General features: G+C 71.7%; 18 protein-coding genes. 4 read left to right on the top strand and 14 right to left on the bottom strand.

Annotated features, from left to right (window positions below):
* Positions 1 to 22 precede the first annotated feature (22 nt).
* Positions 23 to 1,735 carry a hypothetical protein gene (locus AV521_RS33580; RefSeq protein ID WP_256725776.1) on the top strand — a complete coding sequence of 571 codons (1,713 nt, stop codon included), beginning with the start codon at positions 23 to 25 and terminating at the stop codon, positions 1,733 to 1,735.
* A gap of 9 nt (positions 1,736 to 1,744) precedes the next feature.
* On the opposite strand, the gene AV521_RS33575 is transcribed toward AV521_RS33580, so the two are convergent.
* From AV521_RS33575 to AV521_RS33555, 4 genes are all read right to left on the bottom strand, one after another.
* Positions 1,745 to 4,156 (bottom strand): tetratricopeptide repeat protein, encoded by a 2,412-nt coding sequence (locus AV521_RS33575; RefSeq protein ID WP_079249524.1) that lies wholly within the window; start codon positions 4,154 to 4,156, stop codon positions 1,745 to 1,747.
* 96 nt (positions 4,157 to 4,252) lie between these two features.
* Positions 4,253 to 5,377 (bottom strand): class I SAM-dependent methyltransferase, encoded by a 1,125-nt coding sequence (locus AV521_RS51380; protein WP_256725775.1) that lies wholly within the window; start codon positions 5,375 to 5,377, stop codon positions 4,253 to 4,255.
* The gene (locus tag AV521_RS33560; protein WP_076093862.1) at positions 5,374 to 5,724 is read right to left on the bottom strand and encodes a glyoxalase/bleomycin resistance/extradiol dioxygenase family protein; all 351 of its coding nucleotides are present in this window, start codon (positions 5,722 to 5,724) and stop codon (positions 5,374 to 5,376) included. The genes AV521_RS51380 and AV521_RS33560 overlap by 4 nt, the downstream gene beginning before the upstream one ends.
* Position 5,725: 1 nt before the next feature.
* On the bottom strand, positions 5,726 to 5,905 hold the full coding sequence (locus AV521_RS33555; protein ID WP_076093860.1) for a CopG family transcriptional regulator: 180 nt from the start codon (positions 5,903 to 5,905) through the stop codon (positions 5,726 to 5,728).
* Between the two features lie 163 nt (positions 5,906 to 6,068).
* Here AV521_RS33555 and AV521_RS33550 point away from each other — a divergent pair, with 163 nt between their 5' ends.
* Both AV521_RS33550 and AV521_RS33545 read left to right on the top strand, forming a co-directional pair.
* Positions 6,069 to 7,106: a phosphatidylinositol-specific phospholipase C domain-containing protein gene (locus AV521_RS33550; protein WP_179023576.1), complete on the top strand. Its 1,038-nt coding sequence runs from the start codon at positions 6,069 to 6,071 to the stop codon at positions 7,104 to 7,106.
* Positions 7,107 to 7,201: 95 nt separating this feature from the next.
* Complete coding sequence (locus AV521_RS33545; protein ID WP_076093859.1) at positions 7,202 to 7,759, top strand: glycoside hydrolase family 25 protein; 558 nt, start codon at positions 7,202 to 7,204, stop codon at positions 7,757 to 7,759.
* A 20-nt stretch (positions 7,760 to 7,779) separates the two neighbouring features.
* Here the strand turns inward: AV521_RS33545 and AV521_RS33540 are convergent, their stop codons facing one another.
* Together AV521_RS33540 and AV521_RS33535 are read right to left on the bottom strand one after the other, a co-directional pair.
* Positions 7,780 to 8,439, bottom strand: coding sequence for an NADPH-dependent F420 reductase (locus AV521_RS33540; protein ID WP_076093857.1), 660 nt, complete (start codon positions 8,437 to 8,439; stop codon positions 7,780 to 7,782).
* Between the two features lie 124 nt (positions 8,440 to 8,563).
* On the bottom strand, positions 8,564 to 9,556 hold the full coding sequence (locus AV521_RS33535; protein WP_076093855.1) for a zinc-dependent alcohol dehydrogenase family protein: 993 nt from the start codon (positions 9,554 to 9,556) through the stop codon (positions 8,564 to 8,566).
* 102 nt (positions 9,557 to 9,658) lie between these two features.
* On the opposite strand from AV521_RS33535, the gene AV521_RS33530 reads away from it, so the two are divergent.
* Positions 9,659 to 10,579 (top strand): AraC family transcriptional regulator, encoded by a 921-nt coding sequence (locus tag AV521_RS33530; protein WP_076093853.1) that lies wholly within the window; start codon positions 9,659 to 9,661, stop codon positions 10,577 to 10,579.
* A gap of 1 nt (position 10,580) precedes the next feature.
* Here the strand turns inward: AV521_RS33530 and AV521_RS52880 are convergent, their stop codons facing one another.
* From AV521_RS52880 to AV521_RS33490, 8 genes are all read right to left on the bottom strand, one after another.
* Complete coding sequence (locus AV521_RS52880; RefSeq protein ID WP_079249523.1) at positions 10,581 to 11,102, bottom strand: FCD domain-containing protein; 522 nt, start codon at positions 11,100 to 11,102, stop codon at positions 10,581 to 10,583.
* 74 nt (positions 11,103 to 11,176) lie between these two features.
* Complete coding sequence (locus tag AV521_RS33520) at positions 11,177 to 11,389, bottom strand: EF-hand domain-containing protein (protein WP_076093852.1); 213 nt, start codon at positions 11,387 to 11,389, stop codon at positions 11,177 to 11,179.
* A 59-nt stretch (positions 11,390 to 11,448) separates the two neighbouring features.
* Positions 11,449 to 12,360: a MerR family transcriptional regulator gene (locus tag AV521_RS33515; protein WP_076093850.1), complete on the bottom strand. Its 912-nt coding sequence runs from the start codon at positions 12,358 to 12,360 to the stop codon at positions 11,449 to 11,451.
* A 153-nt stretch (positions 12,361 to 12,513) separates the two neighbouring features.
* Entirely contained in the window at positions 12,514 to 13,701 is a 1,188-nt protein-coding gene (locus tag AV521_RS33510) for a beta-propeller fold lactonase family protein (RefSeq protein ID WP_076093849.1), read from the bottom strand.
* The gene (locus tag AV521_RS33505) at positions 13,701 to 14,507 is read right to left on the bottom strand and encodes a polysaccharide deacetylase family protein (protein ID WP_107481099.1); all 807 of its coding nucleotides are present in this window, start codon (positions 14,505 to 14,507) and stop codon (positions 13,701 to 13,703) included. The genes AV521_RS33510 and AV521_RS33505 overlap by 1 nt, the downstream gene beginning before the upstream one ends.
* Before the next feature lie 85 nt (positions 14,508 to 14,592).
* Positions 14,593 to 15,096, bottom strand: coding sequence for an ATP-binding protein (locus AV521_RS33500; protein ID WP_076093847.1), 504 nt, complete (start codon positions 15,094 to 15,096; stop codon positions 14,593 to 14,595).
* Between the two features lie 299 nt (positions 15,097 to 15,395).
* Positions 15,396 to 16,163 (bottom strand): enoyl-CoA hydratase/isomerase family protein, encoded by a 768-nt coding sequence (locus AV521_RS33495; RefSeq protein ID WP_076093845.1) that lies wholly within the window; start codon positions 16,161 to 16,163, stop codon positions 15,396 to 15,398.
* A 79-nt stretch (positions 16,164 to 16,242) separates the two neighbouring features.
* Positions 16,243 to 17,469 carry an Ig-like domain-containing protein gene (locus AV521_RS33490; RefSeq protein ID WP_179023574.1) on the bottom strand — a complete coding sequence of 409 codons (1,227 nt, stop codon included), beginning with the start codon at positions 17,467 to 17,469 and terminating at the stop codon, positions 16,243 to 16,245.
* Positions 17,470 to 17,871: the final 402 nt, after the last annotated feature.

Below are 17,871 nucleotides of genomic sequence, written 5' to 3'. Positions count from 1 at the left end.
CACGCGGGTGGGGTGCCGCCGTGTGCTGTTCATCGTGCACAACGTGACGTCGGCTACGCGACTGCTGGACGTACTCCCGCTGTTCGACGGCGACCTGCGCGTCCAGATGACCGCCACCTGCACCGGCTCGTCCCCGTTCCTCGCCGGAGTGCCCGAGCTGCTGGCACGGGCGGGGCTGCCGGTCCTGCCCTGGGAGCAGGCCAAGGAGACGCCGTTCGACCTGGTGGTGTCCGCCAGCTATGGCGGTGAACTGGCGTCCGTACAAGGCAAGTTGGCCGTGCTGTCACACGGGGTCGGATACAATAAGAGGCTCTCTACACCGGACACCGGACACCGGACACCGGACACCGGACACCCGTCGCCCTCGTCCTCGCCGCCCGTCTTCGGGCTGTCGCCCGACTGGCTCCTGGAAGACGGTCGTCCCCTCGCCACCGCCACCGTCCTGTCCCACCCCGAACAGCTGGAGCGGCTGCGCTCGGCCTGTCCGGAGGCGGCGCCCACCGCGGTGCTCGCCGGGGACCCGTGCTACGACCGCATCCTCGCCGCGCTCCCCCGACGCGCCGCATTCCGCCGTGCGTTGGGCGTGGGCCCCGGCCAGCGGCTGATCGTCGTCAGCTCGACCTGGGCGTCCCGTTCCCTCTTCGGCGGAGCCGCGGAGCCGGAGGCGGACGATCTGCTGCCCTGGCTGCTGTCCCGCCTCTCGGCCGAGCTGCCGGCCGACGAGTACCGGACCGTCGCGGTCCTGCATCCGAACATCTGGTACGGCCACGGGCCCGGGCAGGTCCATGCCTGGCTGGACAACGCGCGGCGGGCCGGCCTCGACGCGATACCGCCACTCGACGGGTGGCGACAGGCCCTGATCGCCGCCGACTGCGTCCTCGGGGATCATTCGAGCGTCACCTACTACGCGGCGTCCCTGGGCATCCCCGTCCTCCTCGGGGCGTTCCCCGAGCAGGACCTCGACCCGCTGTCACCGGTCGCCGCCCTCGGCCGTACCGCTCCCCGGCTCGTCCGCCGGGGCAGCCTGCGGGCACAGATCGACCAGGTCGTCGCGGCGCACGACCCGGGCCGGTACAAGGAGCTCGCGGAGCAGACCAGTTCGGCACCGGGCGAGTCGGCCGCTCTGCTGCGCCGCCTGTTCTACGGCCTCATGGAACTGCCCGAGCCGGACCAGCGCCCCGCGCTGCTCGACCCGCTGCCGCTGCCGCCGTACCTGCCCGCCCGCCGTACCGCTCCCGTCCGTGTCCTCGTCGGCGGTATCGGCTCGCATCCGCCGGAGGTCTCCGTCGTCCGGTACGCCGTCTCGGGTGCCGAGCCCGAACCGGCGGAGCGCGCCGACTCCGCGTACACACTGGTCGACGAGGAGACACGGGAGACCGGCCGGCTGGGCATCGCCGACGTCGTCGTACGGTACGCGGCCGGGGACGATCCGCGGCTCGGGCCGCCGGCCGCCTGGACGGCGGAGGCGCTCGATCGCTACCCGTACTGCGGGCTGGTCGCCTATGCCGACGGGCCGGACCGCTGTGTCGTACGCACCCGGGACGGTGACCTCGTGCGACTGTCCGCCGCCGCGGCCCCCGACGGGCGGGCCGACCTGTGCGATCCCGCCGCCTACGCCGCCGCGCTCCACGCCTGGCTCACGAGCGGCCGGAGCCTGGAGCGGGCCGTCCCCAGGATCACCGTACGTACCGGCACCACCGCCCATCAGGTCGCCGTCGAGCCGCTCACACCCTGAGCCGGAGCCTCACCCCGCCAGCTCGGCCAGCCGCGCCCGTACGCGTACCAGGCCGAACTCGTTCCCCTGCTCCTCGTAGCACGCGGCCGCAGTACGCAGGTCCTCCGCCTCCTCCACCGGGCGGTCCAAGCGTCGGTGGCAGCGGGCCCGCGCTTCGACGGCGTCGGCCAGTTGCAGCCCCGCGCCCGCCTCGGTCATCGCCTTGACGGCCTCGTCCAGGCACACGCGCGCCTGCTCCGCGTCCCCCGCCTCCAGGTGGGCGTCGCCCAGACTCATGTAGACCCGGCCCGCGTTGTAGGCATCGCCGCCGCCCGGCAGCCGGCGGAACCGCGCCAGGGCGTCGTTCAAGCGGGCGACGGCGGCGGGGAAGTGGCGCTGCCTGGTCTGGGCGCGGCCGATGTGGTGGGCCAGCAGGGCCATGGCGCGCGGCACGTCCTCCCGTCCGTCCTCGCCCGGGCCGATACGGCGCAGAATCTCCTGTGCCTCCTCGAAGCACCGCTGGGCCGCCTCGAACTCCCACTGCTTGAGGCGGAGCAGCCCCAGCGCCTCGACGGCGGTCGCCTCGCCGCGGTGATGGCCGCAGGCCCGGTCCGCGGCCCGCGCCTGCGTGAGGGCGTCCGCGGCCTCCGCCGCCTGCCCGACTCCCATGTGAGCGAAGGCCAGTTGCGTCCACATGCGGCCCACGGCGCGCGGATCGCCGAACTCCGCCGCGCTGCGCCGGGCGGCTTCGACGCCGAGCAGGTGGGTGTCGATCCACTGGGCGTGGAAGCCGAGCAGCAGGTGCAGGCCCCACATCGCCTCGCACAGCTGCCAGACGAGGTCGTCGAAGCCGTGGTGTGCGGCGGCCCGGATGACGGCCGCGAGGTTCTCCCGCTCGGCGCGCAGATCGGCCAGGGCTCGCTTGCCGTCCGCGGGATCGCGGGGCTCCGGGAGGACGAGCCCCTGGTAGGCGGGGCCGAGCCGCCAGCGCAGCGGCATGACCCGGAAGTCCCGTCCCGCCGCGAAGCGCAGATGCGCGACCGCCACGCGGCGGACGGCGGCCGCCATCCGGCCGTGCCCGTCCTCGGCCACCGCGAGCCCATGGGCGTGCGCCCGGGTCAGGTCGTGGAACCGGTAGCGCTCCTCGCCGATCTCCTCCAGGAGATGCACCCGGGCCAGCCGCTCCAGCAGGGCCCGCCCCTCGTCCTCGCTCACCCCGGCGGCCCGCGCCGCGCACAGCACGGTGACGGTCGGCCAGGGCCACACCGCGATGGCCCGGTAGAACGCGGCGCAGTCGGGGGTGAGTTCGCCGTAGGAGACGTCCTGGACGGCGCGGACGGGATCGGCCGAGGCGTCGGGGGCCGGTTCTCCCATGACGGCACCTCCCAGGTGGTGGCCGTGGCTCCGGTCGGACAGCTGCTGCGCGACCCGCTCCCAGGTCAGGTGTTCCCGGACGGCCAGGCCGGCGCCCGTGGTGCACAGGGCGAGGGGAATCCCACCCGTGCCCTCCGCCACGGCCCGGACGACGGCGTCCGGAGCCGGCGGGCGGTCGCTGCCGGCGACCCGCCTGATCAGAGTGACGGCATCCGCGGTGGACAGCGGCCCCAGAGCATACGGACGGGCCCCGTGCCCGGACACGAGAAGCCCCGGCCGGTACCGGCTCGTCACCAGCACCAGACACTCCGGGGACCCCGGGAGCAGCGGAACGACCTGGGCGTCGCTGCGGGCGTTGTCCAGTACGACGATCATGCGCCGCCCGGCCGTGCAGTCGAGGTAGAGATCCCGCTGCCGCGCCTCGTCGCCCGGCACCATGGCGGCCGGCACCCCGAGCCGCTCCAGGAACCGCGCGAGCACGTCGGAAGGCCGCAGCGCCGTACCGTCCGACGCGCCTGCCAGGTCGGCGAACAGGACACCGTCGGGAAACCGGTCCATCAGCTCGAAGGCGCACCGGACCACGGCGGCTGTCTTGCCGATGCCACCCGGCCCGGTGAGCACGGCGATCGCCGGCGCGCCCGGGGTACGGCCTTCCTCGTCCAGCAGTCCCGTGAGCCACGCGAGCACCTCCGCACGGTCGGTGAACACGGCCGTCGTCGGCGGCAGCATCTGCGGGCGGGAGGCGCCGTGCGCCACGGCGGGTACGGTGCGGGGCGACAGCCATGAGGCCTCACGGACCCACTCGGTCACCTCGCGGGCGAACTCCGGTGAGTTGTGGGCGAGTTCCAGAAGCTGACGAGCCGCCGCCGTCCGCTCGGCCTCGGTGACGGGGAGGGTGGGGTGGCGTGAACTGCCTTCTCCCGGAGGGGAGTTCAGCTCGGCATTGTCCCCGGCACGGCGGTCCCGGCTCAGCAGGTCGTAGAGCCGCTCGGAGGTCCGTCGGCCCGCCTCGCCGCCCGCTCCGGAGAGGGCCCCCGAGACGACCGTGCTGACAGCCGAGAGCGCCATACCCATCAACGGTTCCACCCGGACTCCCCCAACTCGCCGTTCCGGTCATGGTATCGACGTGTCGCAGGCGTCAGGCCGGAACAGCGGACGGCGGGTTCACGTGGTGGCCAGCAGCAGGTCCTCCCCGGTCGACGGGCGCAGTCCGTCGGTACGGCCGGTGAAGTACCGCTCGGCGAGTACGGTGCCCGGCACATGCCGGGCTTCCGCGAAGCCCGCCTCGCGGGCCAGGCTCAGCATCTCCTCGGGGGTGTAGAAGCTGCGGAACGGCGTGCCCGAGCCCCGTGCCCCGGCGGCGCTGGTCCGCAGGCCCGGGCGGTCGGCCTCGGCCACGAGGTCCTCCGGCAGCAGGAAGGTCATGGCGAGGGTCGAGCCGGGGGCCAGCCGGGCGGGCCGGCGCAGGGTCGCGACCGTGGCCTCCTTGGTGAGGTACATCGTGACGCCGCTGGAGGCGACGACCGCCGGCCGGCCGGGATCGAATCCGGCCGCGATCAGCTGCTCCCACCAGGTGCCTCCGCCAGGGCCTGCCCGGCGGATCCTGTCGCAGCCGCGGGGGCCGGCACGCCCATCCGCGGCGTTGCCGTCGGTTTCCGTCTCCCCCACGCTCGGCGTCTCCCCCACGCTCGGCGTCTCCCCCACGCTCGGCGTCTCCCCCACGCTCGGCTTCCCTCGCGCGGAGGCACCCCCATCGCCCCCGCTCACCCGCGCTGATGAGGCACCGTCATTTCCTGCGGCCTGATCCGCCGGACAGGCGCCGTCCTCGAAGTCGACCGGCACCAGGTGCAGCCAGTCGGGGACGCCGTAGCCGAGAGCGGTCAGACGCCGGCGTTTCCATTCCTGCGGGCCCGGCTGGTCGACCTCGAAGACGCGCAGCCGGGACGCGGCCTGTGGGGCGCGCAGGGCGAAGGTGTCGAGACCTGCGCCCAGCAGGACGTACTGGTCGACACCCCGGCCGGCCTGCTCGGTGACCAGGTCCTCGATGAACCGGGCGCGGGCCACGACGGCCGCCCGGAACCCGCGGGTGGCCTGCGGATCCATGTCGGGGCGGGCACGCCAGCCGGGGCCGGGATCCGCGATGCGCAGGCCGATCTCGTCCTCCAGCACATGCGGAGGCGGGTCGGCCCGGACGTGCAGCGCCCGCCACAGGGCGCATCGCACGGCCGTGTTGTCCGGGGCCTCGGCCGGTGCGTCCGCCGGTGCGCCGGGAGCGCCGTCGGCCGTCACGGCTGTTCCTTCCGCGGGGCCTGGAGGCTCCACAGGCGTCCGTCGGGGTCGCGGACGGTCATCAGCCGGGTGCCGAAGTGGGTGTCCTCGAACGGCGTGACCACCTCGACGGCGGGATCGGCGCGGAACGCGTCCGCGTCCGGCACCTTCAGCACGATCTGCGTCCGGGGCTCGCGGTCCTCGGGGATCTCGGCGATGAACACATGAGGCCCGTCGCCGTTGCGGAGCTGCCCGGAGTTGTGGTCGGTCGCGAACTCCAGGTCGTAGCCGAGCGCCTGGAAGAACTTCGCCGCCCTGCCCCAGTTGTGCGTCTCCAGGAACACGGCCTCGATGCCTTCGGTCGCCATGTCAGGTCTCCTTCTCGGTCGACTGCTGTTCCCGTCCCTGGGCGTCGTCGAGGTAGGCACGCAGCGCGTCTGCGACCAGTGCCGACAAGGACGAGCCCGACTCGATGGCGCGGTACTTGACCTGCTTGATCAGTCCGATCGGCAGGTACACGTTGAACTGCTTGACTTCCTCATCACCCACGCCTCCGAGGCTAGCATGCTAGCAATCTAGCCGCCAGCCGTGACGAGACGCGCCATGCCGTACGCCGACCGGGAGTGGCTGATGTTCCTCCAGGAGCTACCGTGCAGTAACCGCTTGCTCCTACGCTTCCCCCAACTCGACGCGAACGAAGGGAAGTTGGGCGATGGGCGCAGTGGGGCGGGTGGCGGCACTCCTGGGAGCGGCCGCTGTGCTGATGGCGGGGCCGGGCAACGCGCACGCGGCGGCGCCCAGGTTCTCCGAGACGACGGCGATCGGCACGCACAACGCGTACGAGAAGGCCAAGTACACGTACTTCGCGCAGGCGCTGGACTCCGGCGCCTCACTGCTGGAACTGGACGTGTACGTGGACAGCATCAGTCACCGCTGGCGGGTCAGCCACAGCAGTCCGCTCGGCAACGACAACAACTGCGAGGCCGCGAAGACCCCGGCCGAGCTGTACAGCAAGGACCGCGACCAGGACCTCGGCAGCTGCCTGGACAACATGGCCGCCTGGAACCAGCTCCACCCCGACCACCCGCCGATCGTCATCAAGGTCGAGATGAAGGTCGGCTTCAACAACAACGCCGGCATGGGACCGGGCGAGTTCGACACGCTCGTGTTCCAGAAACTCGGCGGCAGCGTCTACAAGCCGGCCGATCTGCTGGGCGGCACCTACAGCACGCTCGACGCGGCGGCGAAGGCGAACGCCTGGCCGAGCCGCGACTCCCTCAGGGGCAAATTCATCTTCGAGATGATCCCCGGCACGGTCGAGATGGCCAACCCGTTCGACCACTACTGGACGGACCAGGAGTACGGCGACCATCTGCGCGACCTGTACGCGGCCGGGAACATCTCCCGGGCCGAGGCATTCCCCGCGGTGCTGGGCGCGGCGGGCGGCGACCCGCGGGCGACCCGCTGGACCTCCGACACCTCGATCCGGCCCTGGTTCGTGTTCTTCGACGGTGACGCGGCCACCTATGTGAACAACCGCTACGACACCTCGTTCTACTCCACGAACCACTACATCTCGATCATGACCGACGCCTACAACGTGTCCCCGGCCATCTCCTCCACCAACCCGACGGACGCCGAGGTCGCCGCCCGGCTGGCGCTGCTGGCCAGGGACCACGCGAGCATCATCACCTCGGACTGGTCGGCGAAGTCCGCGTCGGTACTCAGTTCGACGGCCACCCGGAGCTGACGTTCCCCGCCGCGGGGCGGATCGGGCGTGCCATCGTGGGGCATCACCTAAGCAGCAACTCCTTTCCCCCACCCGCTCTTCGAGGAGTCCCCCACATGCTCCGCGGCATCGACATCAGCGCGTACCAGTCGTCCTCCTACGACACGAGCGGCCTCTCCTTCGCCTTCGTCAAGGCGACGGAGGGCCACTCGTACGTCAACTCCCATGCCGGCGCCCAGGCGAAGACCGCCCGTGACGCCGGCCTGGTCGTGGGCTTCTATCACTTCCTGTGGCCCGGCGACCTCACCGCCCAGGCGGAGTACTTCGTGGCGAGGGCCCCGTCGAGGGTGGGCGACATCCTCGCCGTCGACTGGGAGACCACCGGCGACGGCACCCGCGCGAGCAACTCGGAGAAGGACGCCTTCCTCCGGAAGGTGAAGCAGCTACGGCCGCACCACCGGGTCGTGCTCTACACGAACCGGGACTTCTGGCTGACCGTCGACACGACGTCCTATGCGGGCGACGGCCTCTGGATCGCCGACTACGTCACCGCGGGCAAGCCGCGCATCAAGGCGAAGTGGCTCTTCCACCAGTACACCAGCGAGCCCCACGACATGGACGTGGCCAACTTCGCGAGCGAGGCGGCGTTGAAGCACTGGGCCGACGGCGCATAAGCGTTGCACGGCGGCTGAAGTCAGCCCCTGAAGTCCTCCGGGCGTTCCGGGGAGGCCTCCGCGAGGGCCTTCTTCACTCCCTCCACACCTGCGCGCAGGCCGTAGACCGGGGTGCCGGGCTGCTGGCGCCAGGAGTCGTCGAGGCCGCCCGCGTCGACCGTGTCGAAGCCGAGTTCGTCGACGAGGGCGCGGACCGTCCGCTTGGCCTGCTCGTCGTCGCCGGCCACCGGGACGGCGAGGCGCTCGGGGTCGCCCGCGGGGCGGGGGCGGTCCAGGATGTCCTGGGCGTAGGTGCCGTTGAACACCTTGATCACCGGGTGGCCGAGGTGCCGTTCGGTCCAGCGGCTCTCGGTGACTCCCTCGTCCTCGATGCCCGCGATCCGGCCGTCGCGCCCGGGGTAGTAGTTGCCGGTGTCGATCACCGCCACGCGCTCGGCGGCGCCGTCCAGCAGGCCGGAGGGGAGGTGCGGCACGGCCTTGACGGGGACGGTGACGACGACGACCTGGGCGCCCTTGGCCGCGTCCTCGGCCCGGACCGCGGTCGCACCCGTCTCCTCGGCGAGTTGCGCGAGCGTCTCGGGACCGCGGGAGTTGGCCACGGAGACGTCATGGCCGAGGGCGGTGAGCCGCCGGGTGAGGTTGCCGCCGATGTTGCCCGCGCCGATGATGCCGATCTTCATGACAGGCCTTCCGGATGAGTGACACCTGCATGCACGCGCATGCTTCTGTTGTCCGGCGTCAACCGCGGCCGGCCGGGGACTATTCCTGCGTCACGGAGATCGGGTGGGGGCGGGGACGGGCAGGTCAGAGGCGTACGACGAGCTTGCCCGTGTGACGGTTGGACTCCATCAGGCGGTGCGCGTCCCGGATGCCGTCGAGGCCGTCGAAGACCTCGCCGATCACGGGGCGCAGGCTGCCGTCGGCGAGACCGGCGGCCAGGTAGTGGGCGGCGCGGCGGCGGCCCGCAGGATCTCCGGTGACGACGAAGTTGGCGTAGCCGTGGACGGTCAGCGGCCACTGCCGCGGCAGCAGGATGGGCCGCTCGTCCAGCCAGCCGTAGCTGACCAGCGTGCCGTCCGGGACGATCGCGCCGCCGAGTTCCGCGAAACCGGGTCCGCCGATCGCGTCCAGGACGATGTCCGCCCCCTTCCCGTCGGTCAGCCGGCGTGTCTCCTTCACGACGTCCTCGTCGTCGCTGACGATCACGTGCTCCGCGCCCAGATCGAGCAGTTGCCGCCGCTTGCCCTCGGCGCGCGTGGTGACGATCGGTACGGCGCCGGCCCGGCGGGCGACCTGGATCGCGGCCGTACCGACCCCGCTGGAGGCGCCGGTGATCAGCACCCGCTGACCGGGGACCAGCCCGGCCCGCTCGACCAGGGCGCCGTAGGCCGTGGTGTAGGTGAGCCAGAGGGCCGCGCCGGTGACGGCGTCGAGGCCGGCGGGGTTCGGGACGAGACCGCCGGCCGGCAGGACGGAGCGTTCGGCGTGGACGCCGTGCGCGCTCAGTTCGAAGTTGGCGGCGGCGAGCACCCGGTCGCCCGGTGCGAACGCGGTCACGCCCGCGCCGACGGCCTCGACCTCGCCCGCCGCCTCGTAGCCGTTGCGAGAGGCCGGCAGGGTGGGCTGGTAGTAGTAGGTACCCGCGCGGAAGAGGGCCTCGGCGCGGTTGAGGCCGAGCGCCTCCCACCGCACCAGCACCTCGTCCGGGCCGGGCGCGGGCAGGGCGACCTCCTCGACCGTGAGCACGTCGGGGCCGCCGAGTTCGTGAAAGAGCACTGTGCGTGCGGAAGTTGTCATGCCGTCGACGCTATGACGCGGGTGGGAGACGCTCCATGTCCTCCGGTCTCGGTTTCATGTCCGTACGTCTCCCCCGCCGGGACCCCGGCTAGGGTGGCGGGCATGGACGTGCTCAGCGATGTCGTCGCGGCCATGCGCATCGGGCGGCCGCATTCGGCGCGCCGGTACAAGTACGCGCCGTGGGGGCTGCGGTTCGCCGCCGCGGACGAGGCCGGGTTCCATGTGGTGCTGCGCGGCTCGGCCTGGCTGATCCCGCAGGACGGGGAGCCGGTGGCGCTGGCGCCGGGGGACGTGGTGTTCCTCGCGCACGGGTTCGGACACGCGCTGGTCAGCGCGCCCGGCGTACCCACGCAGGAGGTGCGGCTGCTGCCCGACGGCACCTGGAGCGGGGCGGCGCCCGAGGAGCCGCGGGAGGGCTGCCCGGACACCGTCACCCTGTGCGGGACCTACCGGCTGGACCGGGACCGGGCGCACCGGCTGCTGGCCGAGCTGCCGGAGGTCGTGCATCTGCCGGCGCGGGTCGGCAGCCATCGCTCGCTGCGGGCCGCGGTGGAGCTGCTCGGGATGGAGCTGGAGGAGCTGCGGCCGGGCACCGACGCGATCGTCACCTCGCTGCTGGACACGCTGCTGCTGTACATCCTGCGGGCCTGGTGGGAGAGCGAGCGCGCGGCGGGGCGGGCGCGTGGCTGGGCGGCCGCGCTGGCCGACCCGGCGGTCGCGGCGGCGCTGCGCTCGATCCACGGGGAGCCCGCGCGGGCCTGGACGGTGGCGGAGCTGGGCGCCACCGGCGGGCTGTCCCGGGCGGCGTTCGCGCGCCGGTTCACGGCGCTGGTGGGTGAGCCGCCGCTGACGTATCTGACGTGGTGGCGGATGACGACGGCGGGGCGGCTGCTGCGCCACGACGACCTCTCCCTGCGCCAGGTCGCCGACCGCACCGGCTACACCTCGGAGTTCGCCTTCGCCAAGGCGTTCAAGCGGGAGTACGGCGTTGCGCCGGGGCAGTACCGAAGGGGTGTCTCGTAGGTCAGCCGCTCCCCCGCAGCAGCTCCGGAGCCTCCTCCAGCCCCCTCAGCAGCACCGCCACCGCCTGTTCCGCGTCGCCGTTCGCGATGGCCTCGACGAGTGCCGCGTGGGTGTCGTCGCCGGTGTCGGGGGCCTTCTCACGCAGGCGGGTGAGGTGCGGCAGGGTCACCAGACCCTCCCGGAGGACGGGGGTGAACTCGGTGAAGAGGCCGGCCAGGAGCGGGGTGCGGGCGGCGGCGACCACGGCCGGGTGCGGGGTGATGTCCGCGTCCCCGAAACCCGCGTCGTCCCCGGCGGCCGCCGCCCGGCGGCCCTTGAGCGCGGTCCGCAGCGCGGTGACGTCCTCGGCCGAGGCGCTGATCGGGACGCCGGGGCTCGCGGCACGGCGGGAGGCCCTGTGGCCGACGCTCTCGCAGGGCCAGCGCGGCCGGACACTGATCGCGCGGGCCTGATGCCCGCGGAGGTCCTCACCGCCGACCAGGTCGGCAAGTGCATCGACCTGCCGCTGACCCTGGAGCGGCACGAGGGCCGCTGGAGCGTGCGGATCCGGCGGGTATGACGAAGGGGCCCTCCCTGCGGAGGGCCCCTCTCAGCACGTCACTTGTTCAGGTAGGCCCAGAACTCGTCGAACGACAGGACCTTGTCGCCGTTGAGGTCCCGCTGCTTGATGATCGACTCCGCCACCGCCTCGGTGACGTTCCAGTCGCCTTGCTGAGCCAGAGCGGACTTGAACTCGGCTGCGGTGATGAACCCGTCACCGTTCGCGTCGATCCGGTCGAACTGCTTACGTGCTTCCTCGATGTCCGCCACCGATCCGCCCCTTTTGGTTGTGTTTCTGTTGCCGTGCTGGCGTACTGACGCTGGTCAGATTAACGGCCCGCGCGAGCACGGAGTGCGGCGACCACCCAGGCGAACTCCTCCGCGTGCACGGCGAGGGGCCGCCCGTTCAGCACGGACATCAATTCGCGATAGCGGGCGAGCCGGTCGTTGGAGGCGGCGTCCAGCCGCTCCAGTACGGCGGCCGGGTCCGCGTCGCCCAGCAGTTCCCGCAGCACCTCGTCGGCCTCGGGCGCCTCGGGCGCGATGCCCCGTCGTCGCGCGTCGCCCGCCAGGTCGATGAGCCGCTTCATGAACCACAGTGAGGCCCCGGAGGGCGCCTCGGGCCCCCGGTCGGCCGCGTTGAACTCGGTCGCCCTGCGCATCTGGGCCCGGAACTCCGCGTCCTGGACCATCTCGGCCAGCTCGACCCAGGCATCGGCCTGCTCGGGCGTCGGGTCCTCGGGCAGGTCCGCCACGGTGGCGAGCATCCGCTTGCGGATCTCGGGATCGACCGTGTCGAGCCCGTGGAGCGTCTCCTCGACGAACTCCTCCAGAATCCGTCTCCGCTCGGCCGCCGACAGCCGCGCCAGTTTGTTCATCAGGGTCATCTCCTCCGCCGTCGAACCTCGTCGGGCGACCGTCGACAGCACCGCGCGGGTCACCTTCAGCGCCCGGATCTGCGTGTCCAGGGCCGCGACATGGGTGGCCGCCACCTCGGCGACGGTCCGCTCCCCGGCCAGCACCTTCCGCACATCGTCCAGGCCGAGGCCCAGCTCGCGCAGCGTGCGGATCAGCTCCAGACGGGCGACGGCGGCGCTGTCGTAGAGCCGGTAGCCGCCGGACGAGCGGGCGACCGGGGTGAGGACGCCCTCGTCGGACCAGTAGCGGATGGTGCGTACGGTCAGTCCGGTGGCCCGGGCCAGCGCGCCGATGGTGAGAAGTCCGGTGCCGTCTTCGGTCATGTCTGCGAGTCTGGGCCTTCCAGCGGGTGGAGACTCAAGGAGCGGGCCCGGGCGGCCCGCTCCCCGGGGCGTCAGTGCCGCAGCTGGAAGTACGGGTTGCTCACGCAGGCGCTTTCGACGTCGATGCCGCCCGGAGCGTCGACTGGCCCTGGCTCAGCGGAAGATGCCCGTGTGCCCGAGCGAGTAGCGACCCGGCTGCGGGTAGACCGCGAGGCCGTGCGGGCCGCTGCCGACCTTGATACGGGCCAGCTCCCTGCCCGTCCTGGTGTCGATGGCGTACACCTCGGAGTTGTAGCGGCCGGACAGCCACAGGACCTTGCCGTCGGCGGAGACGCCGCCCATGTCGGGGCTGCCGCCGCCGGGCAGGTGCCACTTCTCGGTGAGCCGGTTCTGCGTGAAGTCGAAGACGGAGATGGAGCCCTCGCCCCGGTTGGAGACGTACATCACGCGGGAGTCACGGCTGATGTAGAGGCCGTGGGCGCCCTTGCCGGTGTACAGGAACCGGGGCTCGGTGAACTTGTCGCCGTCGAGGATCCACAGGCCGTTGGCGACCATGTCGGCGATGTAGAACAGCTTGCCGTCCGGGGAGATCTTGACGTCCTGGGGCATCGCCCCGCGGTGCGGCAGCCGCTGCTGGCCGACGACCTTCATCTGTGCGGTGTCGACCTTGAGCAGCTCGCCGCTGAACTCGCAGGAGACGATGAAGTAGCGGCCGTCCGGGGAGAAGTCGGCGTGATTGACGCCGTAGCAGCGGACTGGGAGGGCCTTGACGACCTTCATGGTGTGCGCGTCACGGAAGACCAGCTGGCGGTCCATGGAGGCCATGACGACGGCGTACTTGCCGTCGGGCGTGAAGTACAGGTTGTACGGGTCGTGCACGGCGACCGGCTTGCCGGCCTTGCCGGTGCTCGGGTCGATGGGGGTGAGGCTGTTGCCGCGGTCGTTGTTGACCCAGAGGGTCTTCAGGTCCCAGGACGGCACGACGTGCTGGGGCTGGCGGCCGACCGGGAACGTGTCGATGACCTTGTAGGTCTCCGGGTCGATGACGCTGACGGTGTTCGAGTTGGTGTTGGGGACGTAGACCCGGGACGGGAAGTCCTTGACGACCGGCGACAGCTGGTCCGGGCGGTCGGCGGAGTAGAGGTCCTTCGGGTCCTCGACCGGCGGCATCCCGGGCAGCACGTCCAGCTGTCGCTTGCCGTTCCCCGGCCGGGCCGGCGCTTTGCTGTCCTTGGTCGCGTCGGTGTGGTGCTGAGACCCCGAACTGCACGCGGAGAGCAGCGTCAGTGCGGTGAGGGCGGCGCCGGCGGCCAGCAGACGGGCGGCTTTCTTCGTTCGCATCAGCTCAGCAGCTCCGTGGTGGTGACCGCGCGCAGTCCGCGGTGGTCGAGTTCGTGGAGGAGGTCGGGCAGGGCGGCGACAGTGTCCGGGTACCCGAAGTGCAGGCTCACCACCGACCCGTTCTTCACGTCGGCGAGAACCTTGCGGGTGACGGCGGCGGCGCCGGGGCGGGTGTAGTCGAGCGAGTCGACGTCGTACGACAGCACGTGCGGGTAGCCGGCGGCGTGGGCGAGCCGGGCGACCAGCGGGGACGCGGTCGGCGAGCGGGAGGGCCGGAACCAGGTGCCGATGGATCCGGTGAGCCGCTTCAGCCGGTCCGCGCAGTCGGTGATCTCCTTGCGGGCGTCCGCCTCGGCCATGGTGTTGATGGAGATGTGCCGCTGGGTGTGGTTGCCGAGGTCGTGACCGCCGTCGAGGATCCGGCGGGCGATGTCGGGGTGTTCGTCCAGCCAGGTGCCGACGGCGAGCACGGTGAGCTTGGCGCCACGCTGCTCGGCCGTGCTCAGCAGCGAGTGGGCGATGGCGGGGTCGCCCTGGCCGTGGAAGGTGAGGGCGACCTGGGGGCGGGTGCGCGGGCCGTGGGTGATCTGGGCGGGCTGCCCGGGGTAGGCGCGCGGGGCGGGGGCCGCGTGGCCGCCGGCCGCGGGCTTGCCGGAGGCCGGGGCGGCGGACGGGGACTCGGATTCCGGGGCATGGGGCGGGGCGGCCTGGCCTGCGCCGCAACCGGCGGCGAGCGCGCCGCCGGCGACGAGTCCGGCGCCAGCGCGCAGCACCCCACGTCGGTTGGTGGTGGTCACCCGCATCATTTAAGGGGCGATAGGTAAGAAAACCACTGATTGGTCCGAAAGAGGGATGATTTCGGGTCGCCGTAAGGACGATTCCACGTCCTCGCTACCGGTCGGCCACCCGCATCTCGAACCAGGTGGTCTTGCCGCGGGGCAGCAGGTCCACGCCCCAGCGGTCGGAGAGTTTGTCCACGAGGAAGAGGCCGCGGCCGCTGACGTCCATCTCCTGAACCGGCATCAGACAGGGCAGACCGCGCGAGGGGTCGCGGACCTCCACCCGGATCCAGCCGGGGCGGCGGCGCATCCGCAGGCCGAAGACCCGGGCGCCGGTGTGCCGTACGGCGTTGCCGACGAGTTCGGACACGAGTAAGACCGCGTCTTCGGCCAGTTTGGGGCTGAGCCGCCAGGTACGCAGGACGACGACCTGGGCGAGCCGGCGGGCGGTGGCCGCGGACTCCGGGCGGGACGGCAGCGGCACCTCGTGCTCCGTCGGGTTGCCGAACAGTTCGAGCGCCTTCAGCGCCTGTTCGTCCTCGACCGCGGGCGACCAGCGTGCCGCGGCCGCACGGCTGTGTCCCCGCGGCTGCTCGATGCCCTCCAGCCCCGCCATGCCCCCATGATGGCGGCCCAGAGCCGTCTTGGGGGCCGTTCCGGCGGAATACGCCCCCCGCACGCCCCCGTCCCACGCCGCGCGACCGGCATATGCCGACGTCATGTCACCGGCCAGTAGGGCCCGGTTGACCTGCGAAGACGGTTCACTTCCGGGCAATCGTCAGGCCCCCTCGACGGCACAGGCTTAAGGTTGCTTTAAGGCTCCCATAAACCGCTCCATCGGGGGACCCGGACGAGACGAGGCGTCAATTGCAAGGGGGCCCACAGGAGTTACGGGGAAGTTCACTCCACTTCCGGTCAGAGGAACTTGGCCTTGCCCGGGCCCTCCTCCACGAAGCTGCGCATGCCCCGCTCGCGGTCCTCGGTGGCGAACAGACCCGCGAACCAGTTCCGTTCGACGGCGAGGCCGGTGTCGATGTCGGTCTCCAGACCGGTGTCGACCGACTCCTTCGCCGCCCGCAGGGCGATCGCCGGGCCCTGGGCGAGCTTCGCGGCCCAGGCGTGCGCCTGCTCGTACACCTCGGCGGCCGGCACGACCCGGTCCACCAGGCCGAGCGCGAGGGCCTCGTCGGCCTTGACCTGACGGCCCGTGAAGATGAGGTCCTTGGCTTTCGAGGGGCCGATCAGCCGGGACAGCCGCTGGGTGCCGCCGGCGCCCGGGATCAGGCCGAGCAGGATCTCGGGCTGGCCGAGCTTGGCGTTGTCGGCCGCGATGCGGTAGTCGGCGCACAGGGCCAGTTCGCAGCCGCCGCCGAGGGCGTAACCGGTGATGGCGGCGACGACGGGCTTGGGGATGCGGGCCACGGCGGTGAAGGAGTCCTGCAGGGCGCGGGAGCGCAGGACCATCGCGGTGTGGTCCATGTCCTGCATTTCCTTGATGTCCGCGCCGGCCGCGAACACCCGCTCGCCGCCGTAGATCACCACGGCGCGCACGTCGTCGCGGCGCGTGGCCTCCTCGGCGAGTTCCTTCAGCCGGTCCTGGGTGGCGACGTCCAGCGCGTTCATCGGCGGCCGGTCGAGACGCAGGGTTCCGACGCCTTCGGCGACTTCGAGAGAGACGGTCATGGAGGCAGGTTAACGGGGACTAACGGCAGCGGACCCGGTGCCGTAGCTCACAGCACCGGGTCCGTACGTCAGGGAAGGGTCACTTCGTCCAGTCCGCCCAGGACATGTTCCAGCCGTTGAGGCCGTTGTCCGGGCCCACCGTGCCGTCGTGGGCGTTCTTCACGATCACCACGTCGCCGATGATCGTGTGGTCGAACATCCAGGCGGCCGGGGTCGAGTTGTCGTAGCCGCCGCGTACGTCGCTCAGGCCGACGCAGCCGTGGCTGGCGTTGTAGTTGCCGAAGGCGTCGCCGCCCCAGTAGTTGCCGTGCAGGAAGGTGCCGGAGGTGGTCAGGCGCATGGCGTGCGGGACGTCCTTGATGTCGTACTCGCCGCCGTAACCGACGGTCTCGCCGTTCATCCGGGTGACCGTGAGCTTCTCACTGACGACCATCTGGCCGTTCCAGGTGTCGTAGCCGGGCTTGCCGGTGGTGACCGGGAGGGTCTTGACGACCTTGCCGTCCTGGGTGACCTGCATCGTGTGCTTCTTGGCGTCCACGACGGAGACCTGGTTGCGGCCGATGGTGAACTTCAGCGTCTTGTGCTGCTCGCCGTAGACGCCGTCGCGGCCCTTGACCCCGTCGAGGTCGAGGTCGACGGTGACCTTGGTGCCTTCCTGCCAGTACTTCTCGGGGCGGAAGTCCAGGCGGTCGTTGCCGAACCAGTGGCCCTCGACGTCGACGGCAGGCTGCGTCGTGATCTTGATGGACTTCTCGACGGCCTGCGGGTTCGTGATGCCCCGGGTGAAGTTGACGGAGAACGGCATGCCGACACCGACGGTGGAGCCGTCCTCGGGCGTGAAGTAGCCGAGGAAGGTGTTCTTCGGGGTCAGGGTGGTGAACGTGGAGTCCTCGGCGGCCTCGCGGCCCTGGGAGTCCTTGGCGACCGCGTGCACCGTGTACTTGGTGGCTGCGGCCAGATGGGTCGACGGCGTCCAGGACGCGCCGCCGCCGGTGATGCTGCCGTCGACCGCCGCGCCCTTGGCGTCCTTGACGGTGACCTCGGTCAGCTTGCCCTTGGCGACGTCCACCTTCAGCGTGCCGCTGGTATCGACGCCGGTGGCACCGGACTTGGGCGTGATGGTGACGGCGGCGGCGGACTGCTGCGCGGCCTGCTCGGTGCCGCCGTCCTTGCCCTTCCCGTCCCCCTTGCCGCCGCCCCCGCCGCACGCGGCGAGCGACAGCACCAGAGCGCCGGCTATGAGCCCCAGTCCCCTACGACCTCGTCGCCCCGCCGCCGACGCCCCCGGTATAGGCCGCACGTTCAAGTCGTTCTCCCCTCGCCGGGCCTGGTCAGGCCCGCTCCCCACCACACTGGTGCGCGCATATTAACCGCCTGGTTCCGAGCGGGGTGTCAGGCGTATGTCACCGTTCCGTCGCAACTTCCGCCGGGTGCGGCCGCCCGGGCCCCCGCCCCTGGAACGTCTACCCGCCCTGGGCCGAAACCGTGCCGGTGTGCGGGGACATGGCCGGGCGCAGTTCCGGGGCGCGGACCGGGTACGGCTCGCTCTCGGCCGGCGGCTCCGCCGGGCCCTCCGTCCAGATTCCGGATCGCAGAGCCGCTCGACCTTGTTCCGGCTCGGGGTGTACCGGCCCGTCCCGGGGTAACTCGGGTGCCGCATAGGGAGGTTGGCGTCGTCCCGCACTGAAATCGGCATCCCCGCTCCCCG

The organism is Streptomyces sp. IMTB 2501 (genome assembly GCF_001953885.1).
Lineage (GTDB): Bacteria > Actinomycetota > Actinomycetes > Streptomycetales > Streptomycetaceae > Streptomyces.
This window is presented reverse-complemented; position numbering and strand designations above follow the sequence as displayed.